Origin of the sequence: Aequorivita flava (genome assembly GCF_038742595.1) — a bacterium.
Taxonomy (GTDB): Bacteria; Bacteroidota; Bacteroidia; order Flavobacteriales; family Flavobacteriaceae; genus Aequorivita; species Aequorivita marisscotiae.
The window spans coordinates 70,964-87,173 of the sequence record NZ_JBANCF010000009.1 but is presented as its reverse complement, the minus strand read 5'-3'; the positions used below and the strand labels follow the sequence as shown (position 1 = coordinate 87,173).

General features: G+C 40.0%; 13 protein-coding genes. 9 read left to right on the top strand and 4 right to left on the bottom strand.

The window, feature by feature from the left end; all coding sequences use genetic code 11:
• Positions 1-51 precede the first annotated feature (51 nt).
• The 4 genes from VZD24_RS11275 to VZD24_RS11260 all read right to left on the bottom strand — a co-directional run bounded on the left by VZD24_RS11275 (position 52) and on the right by VZD24_RS11260 (position 3,958).
• Positions 52-735, bottom strand: a complete 684-nt coding sequence (locus tag VZD24_RS11275; protein WP_342687649.1) for a response regulator — start codon at positions 733-735, stop codon at positions 52-54.
• 4 nt (positions 736-739) lie between these two features.
• Entirely contained in the window at positions 740-2,767 is a 2,028-nt protein-coding gene (locus VZD24_RS11270; RefSeq protein ID WP_342687648.1) for a tetratricopeptide repeat-containing sensor histidine kinase, read from the bottom strand.
• Positions 2,768-2,855: 88 nt separating this feature from the next.
• Positions 2,856-3,017: a hypothetical protein gene (locus tag VZD24_RS11265; RefSeq protein WP_342687647.1), complete on the bottom strand. Its 162-nt coding sequence runs from the start codon at positions 3,015-3,017 to the stop codon at positions 2,856-2,858.
• A gap of 221 nt (positions 3,018-3,238) precedes the next feature.
• Entirely contained in the window at positions 3,239-3,958 is a 720-nt protein-coding gene (locus VZD24_RS11260) for a LytTR family transcriptional regulator DNA-binding domain-containing protein (protein ID WP_342687646.1), read from the bottom strand.
• A 287-nt stretch (positions 3,959-4,245) separates the two neighbouring features.
• On the opposite strand from VZD24_RS11260, the gene VZD24_RS11255 reads away from it, so the two are divergent.
• The 9 genes from VZD24_RS11255 to VZD24_RS11215 all read left to right on the top strand — a co-directional run bounded on the left by VZD24_RS11255 (position 4,246) and on the right by VZD24_RS11215 (position 15,897).
• Entirely contained in the window at positions 4,246-4,869 is a 624-nt protein-coding gene (locus tag VZD24_RS11255; RefSeq protein ID WP_342687645.1) for a hypothetical protein, read from the top strand.
• Between the two features lie 385 nt (positions 4,870-5,254).
• The gene (locus VZD24_RS11250; RefSeq protein ID WP_342687644.1) at positions 5,255-5,497 is read left to right on the top strand and encodes a hypothetical protein; all 243 of its coding nucleotides are present in this window, start codon (positions 5,255-5,257) and stop codon (positions 5,495-5,497) included.
• Between the two features lie 1,640 nt (positions 5,498-7,137).
• Entirely contained in the window at positions 7,138-7,356 is a 219-nt protein-coding gene (locus VZD24_RS11245; protein WP_342687643.1) for a hypothetical protein, read from the top strand.
• A 133-nt stretch (positions 7,357-7,489) separates the two neighbouring features.
• The gene (locus VZD24_RS11240; RefSeq protein WP_342687642.1) at positions 7,490-8,626 is read left to right on the top strand and encodes a DegT/DnrJ/EryC1/StrS family aminotransferase; all 1,137 of its coding nucleotides are present in this window, start codon (positions 7,490-7,492) and stop codon (positions 8,624-8,626) included.
• Between the two features lie 4 nt (positions 8,627-8,630).
• A complete protein-coding gene (locus VZD24_RS11235) occupies positions 8,631-10,670 on the top strand; it encodes a polysaccharide biosynthesis protein (protein ID WP_342687641.1) in 2,040 nt (679 codons plus the stop codon).
• Positions 10,671-11,573: 903 nt separating this feature from the next.
• Complete coding sequence (locus VZD24_RS11230) at positions 11,574-11,966, top strand: hypothetical protein (RefSeq protein WP_342687640.1); 393 nt, start codon at positions 11,574-11,576, stop codon at positions 11,964-11,966.
• A gap of 35 nt (positions 11,967-12,001) precedes the next feature.
• Complete coding sequence (locus VZD24_RS11225) at positions 12,002-12,793, top strand: polysaccharide biosynthesis/export family protein (protein ID WP_342687639.1); 792 nt, start codon at positions 12,002-12,004, stop codon at positions 12,791-12,793.
• A 185-nt stretch (positions 12,794-12,978) separates the two neighbouring features.
• Entirely contained in the window at positions 12,979-13,341 is a 363-nt protein-coding gene (locus tag VZD24_RS11220) for a four helix bundle protein (RefSeq protein WP_342687638.1), read from the top strand.
• Positions 13,342-13,530: 189 nt separating this feature from the next.
• Positions 13,531-15,897: a GumC family protein gene (locus tag VZD24_RS11215; RefSeq protein WP_342687637.1), complete on the top strand. Its 2,367-nt coding sequence runs from the start codon at positions 13,531-13,533 to the stop codon at positions 15,895-15,897.
• Positions 15,898-16,210 lie beyond the last annotated feature (313 nt).

Here is a 16,210-nt window from a genome sequence, read left to right as displayed (position 1 = left end):
TCAGCGAAGCGGTCTTTAGTCTTAAATCAATACCACATAAATTTTTCAAATTCACAAAAATCCTTCTTCCTTTGCTCTGTTAAGGAGCCGAACATCACTGCTTTTATAATCGAGATTTAAAATATCCTTGAGTTTATTTTTTCGTCGTTCAATTGACCTTAGAGATAGCGGTAGGTATTGTGCTAACTCTTTTGTCAGTACCCCCTCAGATAGATGATAGAGTATAAGCATATCATAATGATCTAGTACATTTGGTTTTGCAGGAACTTGTGTTAAAAATTTACGTACGGTCTTAGTATAGTAAGGCACTCCTTCTAGAACATCCTGAACTGCGGCCTGTAAACCATTGGGATCCAGCTCTCCTTTTAAGAGTATTCCTTCCGGCTTTATAATATCAAATAATCTCTGAATTAAGGGGTAGGTATTAAAACTAGTAATAACTATTATTTTGATGCTAGGGTAATTCTTGCGTATCGATAGCCCTAACTCTAAACCAGATTTATACCCAGGAACATCGCTATTGGGTAAACCGATATCCAATAGAACCAAATGGAGTTCTCTTTTCTCAAAAGTGCATTTTAAGACTTCTATCGCCTGCAATAAAGAATAGGCCTGCTCTATCTGGAACCGATAGTTTTCAGTGCGGTTTTCAATTTCCTTTAACTCTTCTGCATAACTTTTCAAGATCATCTTGTGGTCATCAACCATCAATACATTTATACTTTTTGTCTTCATAAAATTAACTGTTAATTGGTATGCTTAAACGAATAATGGTTCCAACATTTAGAGTTGATTGAATTGCAAGATTTCCTTTCAATTTACTACTCCTGTTTTCTAAATTTTTAATTCCTATACCCTTTTTTATCTGCTTAGGGCTAAATCCTTTTCCGTTATCAACTATTTTAATATTAAGTAATTCCATATCTCTGTACAGTTTAATATTTACCTTTGTAGCATGAGCGTGCTTTATCACGTTTTGAAGCACTTCCTCAAAAAATCGATGTAAGTTAATTTTTGTAATGAAAGCTAAATTCTCCCAGTCTTCTGCCTGTTTGTAATCAAAGCTAAATGCAAAGTTTCCTATTTCGCTTTTTTCTTTAACCAGCGTTTTAATATTCTCCAAAAAGTTTTCATCCCCTAAAAAAAGCATATTCCGGAATTCATGGGAAAGATGTCGAATGTCAGTTTCTAATTCTTCTAATGAGTTTAAAAATCGCTTATGCTGTTTCAGCATTGTAACTTCTCCAGTAAGTATAATAGATTGCCATCTAAACCTAAGTGCAAAAAGTCTTGAAAGAATACCATCGTGCAATTCTTCACTAATGCGTTTTCGCTCTGCCAATCTTCCTTTTTCTAAATTGGTGTTTTGTGCAAGTGCCATTAAATACATGTCCTCGTTGTATTGCTGCTCCTGTCGTTCAAGTAAGAGTTGCTTGTTTTTCGCACGTTGTCTGGTATTTAAGTAAATTAAAAACAGTATGATAATTAAAACGAGCGATATAAATACAATTTGCAATTCCTGTTTTTGCAAAAGTTCATTCTTGCGAATATAAGTTTCGGTCTCGTACTGAATAGCGGTAAACTTGTTTCTTAAATTCCGATCCTCTGCGTTTACTTTCTTGTTTAAAGCTATATGTTTCTGTAGATAAGCAGTCGCATTTTTACTGTCGAATACGGCTAAAAATTCGAACGCGTGCAACACATCTCGTTTTAATTTATTTTCCCTTGCAAGTTGTAAAGCATCCTTTGCGTAGGCTGTAGCCGTTACACTGTCTCCAATCTTTCCGTAATAATTGGCAAATCGAAGTCTGCTAATTACCCTTCCCGAAGTATCATCTAAGCTATCTCGTATTGCTATCGCCTTAAGCATTGAATTAACTACATCTTCGCGCTGTCCAAGCGAGATAAGGCAATATGCTCTGTTATCCAGCAACTTGGCTAATAATAAAGGGGTGGTTTTTAAGGTATCAGTATAATTAAGAGCTTTGTTAAACAATAGAATGGCCTCCTCAAATCTATTCATCTTAATTAAACGTACCCCCAGATTGTTCCAGTTTTGAAGTTTGTAATAATTGGGCTTGTCGAGTAAACCTATCAACCTACCCGCATTAGTGTAATAGGCAAGCCCCTTGTCAAACTCTTCCATATCATCCGCAATCGTTCCTAATAAATTGTAACATCTATAACGTTGTAAAGTGCTACCCGTTTTTTCAAATAATTTAATGCTCCGAAAAAGTAAAATTTCCGCCCCGGTATAATCATAGGTTTTACTAGATATATATGCCATATTGTACAGCATCTTACCCGCATAATAATCATTTTCGGCAGTGGTAAAATAGTTATATGCCCGGTGATAGTGCTCATAACTCCTTTCAAATTCCTTTTCGCTTAAATAATAAACGGCATAATTCCAATGGGAATCTCCTAAAAGTGAAGACTTCTTTAATCGTTGTGCTAATTTAAACCCTTCGGAGGCAATGGTGTGAAAGAAAACAGAGTCTTTTAATTTTAAGGCTATTTCAACAATAGCACTAATTCTATTATACTTTAAACTGTCATTTCTTGTTCGCTCTATAGATTTATATGCTAAACTTAAATGTTCTTTTTTTACTCTGAATGATATACTGTCTGCCTGGGCGAGATTTAATTGTTTTTTATATTCAGATAAAATACCTGTGTTTTGTGCGCTAATTGAGGAGGATCCAATGTAAAATAGTAAGAAAACATAAAATAAAGTCCGTTTGTAATTTGTGTCGTAGGTGTTCATTATTAATGATTTAGGAGAGGGGTAAACAAAATTAAGAAAAGCCTTTTTAAAATAAAAGGCTTCTCTATCAATTGGGGAGGCATTAAATTTAATCCTTTTCATTGTCTGGCTCGGTACTGTGTTCACCCCCCGTTGCAAATACGGGTTTAGCTTTTTTAACGAGGGTGTCATTATTAACTGGAGTAGGTGTACAGGAAGTTAATAATCCTATAAAACACCAGATGCATAGATGTTTGAGTGTTGTTTTCATTGTGTACGTTTTTAATTTGATTAAATAATTGAGAACCCCTTTCTTGATAAAAAGGGTGTTCATTGTGCACGATGAACCTGGCATTATACCAGTTGGGAATCAACTCCTTGATTACTAAGTTAATGCGCTTTCTGTTGCTAGCCGAATATATAAGAGACTATCCTGTGGATTGCCAAAAGACTAATGTGAATAGGGGGTTAGTACATGTAAAGGCCTAATGTTTAGGTAAAAACTGTTAGCGGGGCTTTTAATAGTAATTTTTTAATAACGAGTATATTGTCCCTATATTTGTTTGTATAGTGTAAGCATTGGTCGTAATGCCTTAAATACAATCGGCTCTTTCCCGTATGTATTCTCGAAACATAAAAACAATTAATTACATAACTTCTATTAATTCTTTGAAAATTAAACGGTAGGAGAGCGTGGGTGTGTTTCAAATTCTTAAAATAATGTATTATCGATCCATCTCTCTTTACAAACTCGGCAGTATAGTTATCAGCCTTTACAAATAGCACCTCATGGAGATTTAAATATATAAAATCCCTATATGTGTCAATGCAAAATAAATAGTTGGGCTTATAAATGTATTTGTATTTATTTAGAATCAACAATATGTTTTCCTTGATAAAAGGAGCAAAAATCACATCCAAAAAACCTGCTCGAAACGCTTTAAATCCCCTTTTATATGAAGCTGTAATCCCTATATAATTCGGAATCACCCCAACCAATCGATTGCATTTCTCAACTATTTTTAATACCTCCAAATCCGGCGTATCCAGATCAATTAACACTAACTCAGGGGATCGGTTTGCTATTTCTACCCAATCTATATCTCTTTCGGCTGTTATTCCCAAACACTTAAATTCCCCGCTTTCATCAAATTCAGGGATTACTGCTCTAAAGATTTCCGCTGTTTTTCCTATAATCAAATAATGTCGCAAAACATAAAATTTAACTATTACATAATACAACTTTATACAACTAAATAATGGCGGTTCAACCGCCATCGTTAACGGTCAAACCGCCATTTCTTTACACAGTTATTTAATAATTTGCAAATATTGATTTGCCGTTATACAGGATTCCCGGCAACGTAAGCCTGCCGTGTTCCATAAAAATATAAATAGGGCCATAAGGTGTCTCCTGAAGTTTCTTAGTGAATAAAACATTAATTCTCCAATTCCAACCCTAAATCGAGAGCCCAATTAGTAACATAATCCTTAAAATCATGAAAAAAGAAGTAACCGATTTCTGGCACACTTTTTCTCTACATCAAAAAAATTTAAAATATGCATTTAGTATTGGAGATAAAAGCAATCTATATCAGCTATATTCTGCCTTGGTAAGAAAAATTCATAACATACATTCCCAATTAGATATACTAATAACATGTGATTATGAACATTCTCACTGCGCAAAATTAATATTTCTTACAAAGGGAAAATCCGTCTTAAAGAAGCTGGCTAATGCCTGTATGGATGAAGCTCCTTCATTTGCACTTTGGGAATTTCAGTCGGGTATCAATCCTTATAAACACTCCATTGTTACCCTCTGTGCTAAATACGGATTTTTAGGAGGTGAAAATAATATTCATCAAATCTATTTTGCCCTAAAGAAAATTTACAAAACCTCGAATAAACTTCATCTATGGTTGTATTTGGAGCTAGATAAACAAATTTCAAAATCGGAACTCCATCAACAAATGTACTTTATATTCCTTTATTTTTTGGGCGATGCTAATTACTATAATCATATCAGTAGGTACAAAATAATACGCCGAAAATATTCCAAAATTGAATTTTTACCCCTTGACCAATTGCGGCATTTAATTCAATATAAATCTAATAATTAATAGATTAATATTGTATTCATAGTTAACTTATAGTGTTAGCCCAAAGCCTCATAAGAACCATTATTGAATTAAATGATTCAATGCTGATTTGTTAAAGAATTCCTAAAAATGGTTAACTACTTAGTTAAAACCTATCCTTAAAATTAGAGTTAATGTACTGTTCAAAATTATCTATGTATGGTTCAGCCTGCATTAATGTATGGTTCAAGGTGTATATATGTATGGTTCACATACCTTTCATGCTACTCGAGTGCTACATTTATGCTAGTGTTCCTCTAGTCAACCCCTACTATCAAGCTACTTTCTTAATATTTATACCAACTACATAAATTCCAAAAATGCAAATGTGCTACTTAAATTCCTTGAGTAATAAATTAATAGAATCATGTACCGCGATGATGAAAATATTGACAAACCCTTTATTAAAAAAAAGTCCGCGACTTCCAGAATAGTAATTTATCCAAAGGACATCCAACTCCTTACCGGAAAGTCATACCGTCATGCCCTCTATTTAAATAAAGAAATAAGAAACTACCTTCACAAAAAAAAGCACCATCTCCTCACCATCTACGAATTCGCAGACTACACCGGCATCAACCCCGAAATCATAAAACACCACCTAAAATAACCCAACCCCAAAACGCAACCCAAATGTCAGAGCAAGCAAAATGTCAGCAAGCAGCCCGTCCTGAGCACAGACGAAGGGCAGTCGAACCTCCTTGTTCTAATAACTTCCAAATCCCCAACCCCTGCGGTCAACCTTTCATTCCAACTTAAAGTTTAATCACGAATTCGTGTTTATTCCTTTCGAGCGCCAGCGAAGGAAAATAATTCGTGCGTCTTCCACACCACTACGTTTTACCATTCATACTAACCAAAAATCAATTCGTGAATTCGTGGCCAAACCTTCCAAACCCTCTCTAAATCTTCATTAAACCTATCTCGCCTGCCCGGCACGAAGTAGACGGGTCATTGCGAGGCCGTAGGCCGTGGCAACCTCTACATGATTACACCTACCAAAGAAAACACAAAACCACCCCACAATCAACCCCTCAACTCTAAACTAAAAAATCAATCATTTCAAAAAAACCCAGCTTTCCATATGTTGTCCCTACAGGACAATGGCTTACTCACACTAATTTTTCTACCCATATGCCGTACCTACGGCACTGGCAGTTAATTACAATCTATCAAAACTAAAACGAAATAATACAATCGCTCTAAAATATTGCGAGCGAAGCAAAGCAATACATCCAAATTTCAATTAAACATATCTCGCCTGCCCGGCACGAAGTAGTCGGGTCATTGCGAGGCCGTAGGCCGCGGCAACCTCTACATGATTACACCTACCACACCAAACACAAAACATACCCACCATCAACTCTCAACAAATCAACATCTTAACGAAAAAATCAAGCATTTCTAATAAACCCGGCCTTACATATGTTGTCCCTACAGGACAATGGCTTACTCACACTAATTTTTCTACCTATATGTCGTACCTACGGCACTGGCAGTTAATTACAATCTATCAAAACTAAAACGAAATAATACAATCGCTCTAAAATATTGCGAGCGAAGCAAAGCAATACATCCAAATTTTCATTAAACCTAACTCGCCTGCCCGGCACGAAGTCGACGGGTCATTGCGAGGGAGGAACGACCGCGGCAACCTCTACATGATTACCCCTACCACACCAAACACAAAAAAACCGTCAACCTCAAACCAACCCTCCTAATTATAATTAAACCTATCTCGCCTGCCCGGCACGAAGTAGACGGGTCATTGCGAGGCCGTAGGCCGTGGCAACCTCTACATGATTGCACCTACCAAAGAAAACACAAAACCACCCCACAATCAACCCCTCAACTCTAAACTAAAAAATCAATCATTTCAAAAAAACCCAGCTTTCCATATGTTGTCCCTACAGGACAATGGCCTACTCACACTAATTTTTCTACCCATATGTTGTGCCTACGGCACAGGCAATTAATTTCAATCTATCAAAACTAAAACGAAGTAATACAATCGCACTAAAATATTGCGAGCGAAGCAAAGCAATACCTCCAAATTTCAATTAAACATATCTCGCCTGCCCGGCACGAAGTCGACGGGTCATTGCGAGGGAGGCACGACCGCGGCAACCTCTACATGATTACACCTACCACAAAAAACACAAAAAAACCCACAATCAACCCACCAAAAACACCCACCCAACCCCCCTTCTAAGGGGGAAATAACCCATCTCCGCTTTAATCCTCCTCAATTTGACCAATCAACCTCCAACCGCCAACCGCCAACCGCCAACCGACAACCCACAACAGACAACCCACAACCCACAACCGCCAACCGCCAACAGACAACCCACAACAGACAACCCACAACAGACAACCGACAACCCACAACCGACAACCGCCAACCGCCAACCGCCAACAGACAACCCACCAAAGAAAACACAAAAACCTTCCCCAACCCCAAAATATTAACCTAATTTTTCCTACATTTGCATCTCCCCGAAAGTCCATTTAACGCAATCACATAAATGGACTTGCCTATAACCATTAGCTTAATATTTAAAATTGTTACAAACAGTTTTAAACCAAGCTAGCATATTATGCTATGAAAGAAAAGATTTATCTCTCGTCGCCACATATGGGCGGGACTGAACAAAATTATGTTCAAGATGCTTTTGACACTAACTGGATAGCCCCTCTGGGCCCCAATGTCAATGCTTTTGAGCTTGCTTTAGAATCTTACTTAAGCCAAGAGAGCCATGTCGCTGCCCTCAGTTCTGGCACTGCAGCTATCCATTTATCTTTAATTATGCTTGGCGTTGGCCCGGGCGATGAGGTGTTATGCCAAAGCATGACCTTTTCCGCTTCTGCCAATCCGATCGTCTATCAAGGCGCAACTCCTATTTTTATAGACAGCGAGCCAGATACTTGGAACCTTTCTCCCCATTATTTAGAAGAAGCTATTAACGCGCGCATTGCCCTCGGCAAAAAGCCTAAGGCAATTATTGCGGTACATTTATACGGCATGCCTTATAAGGTAGATGAGGTGGCGGCAATAGCTAAAAAATACGATATCCCAGTTATTGAGGACAGTGCAGAGGCATTAGGAAGTAGTTATAAAGATCAAAAATGCGGCACCTTTGGCCATTTCTCCATACTTTCCTTCAATGGCAATAAAATAATTACCACCTCTGGTGGGGGAGCCTTGGCTACTAGAGATATATCCCATAAAAACCAAGCGCTCTTTCTAGCCACCCAAGCTCGCGATGATGCTCCCCATTATCAGCACAGCCACATTGGTTACAACTATAGAATGAGTAATATCTGCGCCGGAATTGGTAGAGGCCAGATGGAGGTGCTAGACGCTCATGTGGCGCTTCGAAGAGAAATGAACTTGTTTTATAAAGATCTTTTTTCTAACTTTAGTGAAATTAAGGTCTTTAAAGAATACAACAACAACCTTTTTAGCAACCATTGGCTTAGTTGTATTACCTTTAATAAACCCGATAAAAATAACAATCCTAATGCGCTAAGAGAATCATTAATGGCCGAAAACATTGAATCCAGACCCCTGTGGAAACCAATGCACTTACAGCCAGTTTTTAAAAACTCCCCATATTATGGCAATACAACCAGCGAAACCCTCTTTAATACAGGCCTCTGCCTGCCTTCTGGCAGTAACCTAGACCAAGCGGCTCGCGACCGTATTGCAAACGCTATCCTCAAATATTTTAAAAGATAGTATTATGGAAAAAAACATGAAGCTCACTTTTTTAAACAAACAGTACGCTGGAGTTCGAAACTTTGTTCTGGAGCAAAACTTCTTGCCTCGTTGGATGGTGGTGATCATAGATTTATCCCTCTGTCTCTTTGCATTTATTATTACAATCTTTATCCTTCGTAGCGTTCCAATTACCACCCCTACGGTATTGACCTTGATTGAAAAATCGCTTCTTATCCTGGTCGTTCAATTACTGTGCTTTAGTGTGTTTAGAACTTATTCGGGGATTATTCGTCACAGTACCTTTACCGATGTTTACAGAATAGCCTTAGCCTCAGGCTCAGTCTTTTTATTGACTATGATAGGTAATAATGCCTATGCTTCCTTTACCGGTCAACACGTATTTGCGGGTACGGGCCTTTTGTTATATACCTGCTTGTCTTTTGGTTTATTAATGGCCTTCCGAATCCTTGTAAAGGAAACCTATCGCTTCTTAAGTATAACCGCCTCTCAAAACTCCAAAAAGCGCATCTTGGTCTTTGGGGTTTCAGATACGAGTATTGGTCTGGCACAATCCCTTATAGGCGATGCGCATTCTCCCTATCGTCCTGTAGCTTTTTTAAGCACTAGTGAAAAGGGTCATAATTTTAAAATTATGGACCTGCCCATCCTAATGTGTTGTGGTACCATTGAAAACGACTTAAAACGTATTAAGGAAAAATACAATGCCCAGGGTGTTTTGCTAGTAGGCGATACTTTAAGCGTTCCCGAAAAAAATAACATCGTAGAAAAAACCTTTGCCGCTGGCCTAGAGGTGTATAACACGTTTATGCCCGAGAAATGGGACAAACTTTCTGATGTACATCTTAAAATTGCACCCCTGCAAATTGAAGATCTGCTGGAACGCGACCCGATAGAAATTGATTCAAACCTAATTTCTTCCGACCTTCAAGGCAAAACCATTTTGGTTACCGGAGGTGCGGGAAGTATTGGTGGCGAACTTGCCAAACAGATCGCGGCCTTTAAGCCTAAGAAAATGATAGTCTTAGACAATGCCGAGAGCGCCCTACACGCAATAGATCTTCACCTTAAAAAAAACTTCCCAAAATTAAAATATCAGTGCTACTTGGCAGACGTTACCCAAAAGGGACGGATGGAAGGTATTTTTGCAAAATTCCATTTTGATGTGGTATATCACGCCGCGGCCTACAAACATGTGCCAATGATTGAAAACCATCCTCGAGAGGGCATTCGCATCAATACAATGGGTACGCGTATTGTAGCTAAACTGGCCTGCGATTATGGTTGCGAACGCTTTGTGATGATTTCTACCGATAAAGCGGTAAATCCAAGTAATGTAATGGGCGCCACTAAACGAGCCGCCGAAATGTATGTACAGGCCTTACAACGCAAACCTGGGGTTACCACAAAATTTGTAACTACCCGCTTTGGTAATGTTCTGGGCAGTAACGGGTCTGTAATTCCATTCTTCAAAGAACAAATAAAAAATGGCGGCCCCGTAACCGTTACCCACAAAGATATTATCCGCTACTTTATGACCATTCAAGAAGCTTGTCAGTTAGTATTACAAGCCGGCACAATGGGAAAAGGAGGGGAGATTTTTGTGTTTGATATGGGCAAACCGGTACGTATCCTCGATATGGCGGAGCGTATGATTAAACTAAGCGGTCTAAAACCTTATGACGATATCCCTATTGAAATTACAGGTCTTAGGGAAGGCGAAAAGCTTTACGAAGAACTTCTAAACGCTGGCGAATGCAGCCTTACAACTTTTCATCCCAAAATTATGGTCAGTGGAGTAGTGGAGTACGACTACGAATATATAAGCCAAGCCTTAAACAATTTAGACATACTGATAAACAAAGTAGTAAAAAAACGGGAAATCATCAAAACCCTAAAACAACTCGTACCCGAATTTAAAAGCCAAAACTCCGTTTACGTCGATTTAGATTTATTAGAAAAACCCGTTGACGTCACCGTCCTTAACGGCCACACTCTCCCCTCCCAAAAACCAAAACCCATCCACGCCAAAACCGGTAATTAAACATTCAGTACAACCACAGTACCCCCTTCCTCATCAAGACTATTTCCCCTGCCCAGCACAAAGTAAACGGGTCATTGCGAGCGCAGCGCAACAACCATTTCGAATTTTCATTACACCTAACTCGCCTGCCCGGCACGAAGTCGACGGGTCATTGCGAGCGCAGCGCGGCAACCATTTCAAATTTTCATTAAAATTATCTCGCCTGCCCGGCACGAAGTAGACGGGTCATTGCGAGGCCGTAGGCCGTAGCAACCTCAACTTGGTTGCACCTACCAAAGAAAACACAAAACCACCCCACAATCAACCCCTCAACTCTAAACTAAAAAATCAATCATTTCTAATAAATCCGGCATTACATATGTTGTCCCTACAGGACAATGGCTTACTCATCACTAATTTTTCTACCCATATGTTGTGCCTACGGCACAGGCAATTAATTTTAACCTATCAAAACTAAAACGAAATAATACAATCGCTCTAAAATATTGCGAGCAAAGCAAAGCGATACATCCAAATTTTCATTAAACCTAACTCGCCTGCCCGGCACGAAGTAGACGGGTCATTGCGAGGCCGTAGGCCGTAGCAACCTCAACATGGTTGCACCTACCAAAGAAAACACAAAACCACCCCACAATCACCCCCCCAAAAACATCCCCCCACCCCCCCTTCTAAGGGGGAAATAACCCACATCGGCTTTAATCTTCAAAAACTTGAACAACTAACCAATTAAACATTTACACAATTACACAGTTACACAATTACACAGTTAACCAATTACACAGTTAACCAATTACACAGTTAACCAATTACACAGTTAACCAATTACACAGTTAAACAATTCAACTCCATTCCGTCCTTTCATCCTTTTGTCCTTTCGTCCTTCGTGGTTAACCAATTAAACAGTTGAACAATCAACAATCAACAAACACCCCACAACCGCCAACCGTCAACAGACAACAGACAACCGTCAACAGACAACAGACAACAGACAACCGCCAACAGACAACCGACAACCGCCAACCGCCACCCGACAACCGACAACCGCCAACCCACAACCGCCAACCCACAACCGACAACCGACAACCGCCAACAGACAACCGCCAACCGTCAACCGCCAACAGACAACCGCCACCCGACAACCGACAACCGCCAACAGACAACCGCCAACCCACAACCGACAACCCACAACCGACAACCGACAACCGACAACCGACAACAGACAACCGACAACCGACAACAGACAACAGACACCCGCCACCCGACAACCGAAAAAAAAACTTCCATAAATACTATTAGAAACCATATCTTTGCAAAAAATCAAATCAAATCAAATGAAGGGAATAAAAGCAGTGTTTAATAAACTTTTATTATTACTACTTATTACTGTTCTGGGAGCCTCTTGTGTTTCTCGCGAAAAAATTGTTTACTTCCAAGACCTAGAGCAGCAAAAAGCCTTGATGGATAGCATCCAAAACACTTTTAAAATACAACCAAACGACCTGTTAAACATCGTAGTCTCCGCCTACGATCTAGAAGCTGTTAGACCTTTTAATTTAATTAGTGAAGCTCGTGCCTCTGCGGATGTTTCCGGTTTATCATATACAAATACTGAACGTCAAGGCTATCTTACCGCCGAAGACGGCACCATCGATTTCCCGGTTTTGGGACGGATTAAAGTAGCCGGCCTAAGCCGTACGGAGTTGAGCGAAATGCTCGTTCAACGTATTTCGGAATATGTAAAGGATCCTATAGTAACCATACGCATCGTAAACTTTAAGGTAAGTGTATTAGGCGAAGTAGCCCGTCCCGGTACTTATAATGTAGAAGGGGAGCGGCTCACCTTGCCCGAAGCCCTTGGCTTGGCAGGCGATATGACAATCTTTGGCCGTAGGGACAATGTTTTGGTTATTCGCGACAATGGAGGCAGCAAGGAGTATAAGTATTTAGACTTTAGGGATTCCGATGTTTTAAACAGCGATTTCTACTATTTACAGCAAAATGATGTAGTATATGTAGAACCCAATAACGCCCAAATTCAAAGCAGTAGCTTTAACAGAAACACCAGCATATACATCAGCGTAGCCTCCCTCTTGTTAAGTGTAATGGTAATTATTTTTAGATAACCCACAACCCACAACCGACACCCCACAACCGCCAACCGACAACCGCCAACCCACAACAGACAACCGCCAACAGACAACCGCCAACCGACAACCGCCAACAGACAACAGACAACCCACAACCGACAACCGACAACCGACAACAGACAACCGCCAACAGACAACAGACAACCGACAACCGACAACCGATGAAATCCTACAAAGATCTCGACATTTACAATTTGGCTTTCGAGTATAGCATTGAGGTACATCACGTCTCATTAAAAATGCCGAAATTTGAATTATACGAGCAAGGTAGCCAACTTAGAAGGTCGTCAAAAAGTATAAAAGATAATATTATTGAGGGTTATGGTAGAAAAGCATATAAAAATGATTTCATTAAATTTTTGACATATTCGCATGCGTCTCTACTTGAATGTAAAGGTCAATTAGAAACGATAAAAGAACTATACAACATCCCAGAAATACCCGATTTAATTATAAAATATGATAACTTAGGTGCAAAAATTTTTACTTTTATAAAATATGTAGAAGAAAACTGGAGAACCTAACAACCCACAACAGACAACACCCAACAGACAACAGACAACCGACAACCGACAACCGACAACCGACAACCGACAACAGACAACAGACAACAGACAACCGACAACCGACAACCGACAACCGACAACAGACAACAGACAACAGACAACCGCCAACCGACAACAGACAACCGACAACAGACAACAGACAACAACATGCAAGACCTACCCCAAAACCCAAATGAAGAGCAGGAACTAACCCTCCGGGAGCAACTGGAAACATATTTGCGCTATTGGCCCTGGTTTATTATTGCGGTCTTATTGACCTTAACGGGTGCTTATATATACCTGCGTTATACCGTTCCTTCTTATAAGGTAACGGCTACCATCTTAATTAAAGATGAAAAAAGTAATGCCCTTACCGAACTTTCTGCTTTTCAGGACATGGGCTTGGCAGGGCTTTCTACCTCCGATTTCGATAATGAACTCGAAATCCTAAAATCCAAATCCCTTACCGAAAAAGTGGTGGAGGAGCTAAACTTACAGATTCGCTATTACAAAGAAGGGAACGTGCGCGATGCTGAATTGTTTAGCGATCGCCCTTTTAATGTAAAATTGCTTCCCACGTCGGAGAAGAGTGGTACTCCATTAGGATATTTATATATAGATCCACTTTCAACCACAACCTTTTCCCTTAAAGTAGAAGGTCAAAATAAAGAAACCCACAACTTCGGAGAGCCTATAAGCTTTGATTGGGGTAGCATCATCGTTACTCCCAATCTCGCGGTTTTAAACAATGGTGTTGAGGGCAATGAACTTCGAGTAAACATCAGTAACAAAGATGCGGTTGTAAGCGGTCTTAGAAATAGCATTCAAGCTACGCAGGTAAGTAAAAACAGTACGGTAATAGGTCTTGAATTGGTTTCTCCCGTTCCTGAAAAGGCTAAAGCCATTCTAGACGAATTAATTCAACAGTATAATGAAGATGCCATTCAGGATAAAAACATGATCTCTCGCAACACGGCCGATTTTATCCAAAGTCGTTTGGAGATTATCACCACTGAGCTCGATAGTGTAGAAACTAACAAAGTGGAGTTTAAGGAAAGCAATAGGTTAACCGATATTGCTGCCGAAGGGCAATTGTTCTTGCAAAACGCCAGTGAATTTAATAAAAAACAATTGGAGGTCGAAACCCAGATCGCCTTGGTAAATACCATGCAGGAATACATAAATAACGGTAGCCCAGACAATCTTCTTCCAGCAAATCTAGGGGTTGAAAAAGAAGGTTTTGCCGAGGAAATAAGCCAGTATAACCAATTAATCCTTCAACGCAACAAGCTCTTACAAAGTAGCACCAGGAAAAACCCCTTGGTAATTGGCCTTGAAGATCAAATCGCTGGCTTGCGCGCCAACATTAAACAAAGCCTTTCCAATGTAAAAAACGGTTTACAAATTCAACGCAATAGATTAAATCAACAGGGTGCTAAAATAGGAGGGGCCATCTCGGCCATTCCAGAGAAGGAAAAACAGTTTAGAAGCATTAGCCGCCAACAGGAAATTAAGGAAGCTTTATATCTTTACTTATTACAAAAACGCGAGGAAACCGCTATCTCTTTAGCCGTTACTACCCCTAAGGCAAAAATTGTTGATAATGCGTATAGTTCTTCAAGCCCAGTATCGCCAAAAACGCAGATAATTCTTTTAGCAGCACTTATTTTAGGGCTGTTAATTCCGTTTCTCGTAATTTATATCCGCCAATTGTTGGATAACAAAATTAGAAACCGCGCCTACATTGAGCGCCATGGCGGCGACATCCCTATAGTTGGGGAAGTGCCTGAACTCAGTAAAAAAGATGACGAGCTAATTAAGGTAAACGATTACTCTATTCTTGCAGAGTCCTTTAGAATTCTCCGTACTAACCTCCAATATTTGGTATTAGACAAGCAAGAAGCAACAGAGCGGGGCAAGGTAATTTTTGTCACCTCTACGGTAAAGGGAGAGGGGAAAACCTTCGTTTCCTCCAACCTCGCCATCACTTTGGCAAACAGTGGCGCCAAAGTAGCGCTGGTGGGTGCAGACATTCGTAATCCGCAATTACAACGCTATATTCATCACGAATATATAAACAGTGGGGTAGTGGAGTATTTAGTATATAAAGATACTACTGTTAAGGAGTATTTACAACCTTCAAAAATCCAGGACAACCTTTGGCTAATGATGAGTGGTACCATCCCCCCAAACCCTGCAGAGTTGTGGATGCAAAAAAGAGCCGGCGAACTTTTTAGCGAGCTCTCCAACCAATTCGATTATGTAGTGGTCGATACCGCCCCATCTATGTTGGTAACAGACACCCTTCTTATCAACAAGTACGCAGACATTACCCTATACACCCTAAGAGCCGGCTACACCGAAAAGAAACTCCTAGATTTCCCAATAGAACAGGAAAAAACTAAAAAGCTAAAACACGTAGCATTTGTTCTTAACAACGTAAGCATGGCCAATTTCGGCTACGGCAACAAATACGGCTACACCTACGGCCAAAAGAAACAGACCTTCTGGCAAAAAGCCTTCGGTAAACGCTAATTAAATCGCAAGCAAACATCTAACATATAGCATCTACCAATTTTTCATTAAACCTAACTCGCCTGCCCCGCACAAAGTAGACGGGTCATTGCGAGCGCAGCGCAACAACCATTTCGAATTTATATTAAAACTAACTCGCCTGCCCGGGGCACGAAGTAGACGGGTCATTGCGAGGGAGGCACGACCGCGGCAACCTCTACATGACAGCACCTACTACACCAAACACAAAACCCCCACCACACCAAACACAAAACCACCCCACAGTCAACCCCCCAAAAACATCCCCCAATCCCCCTTCTAAGGGGGGAATAAC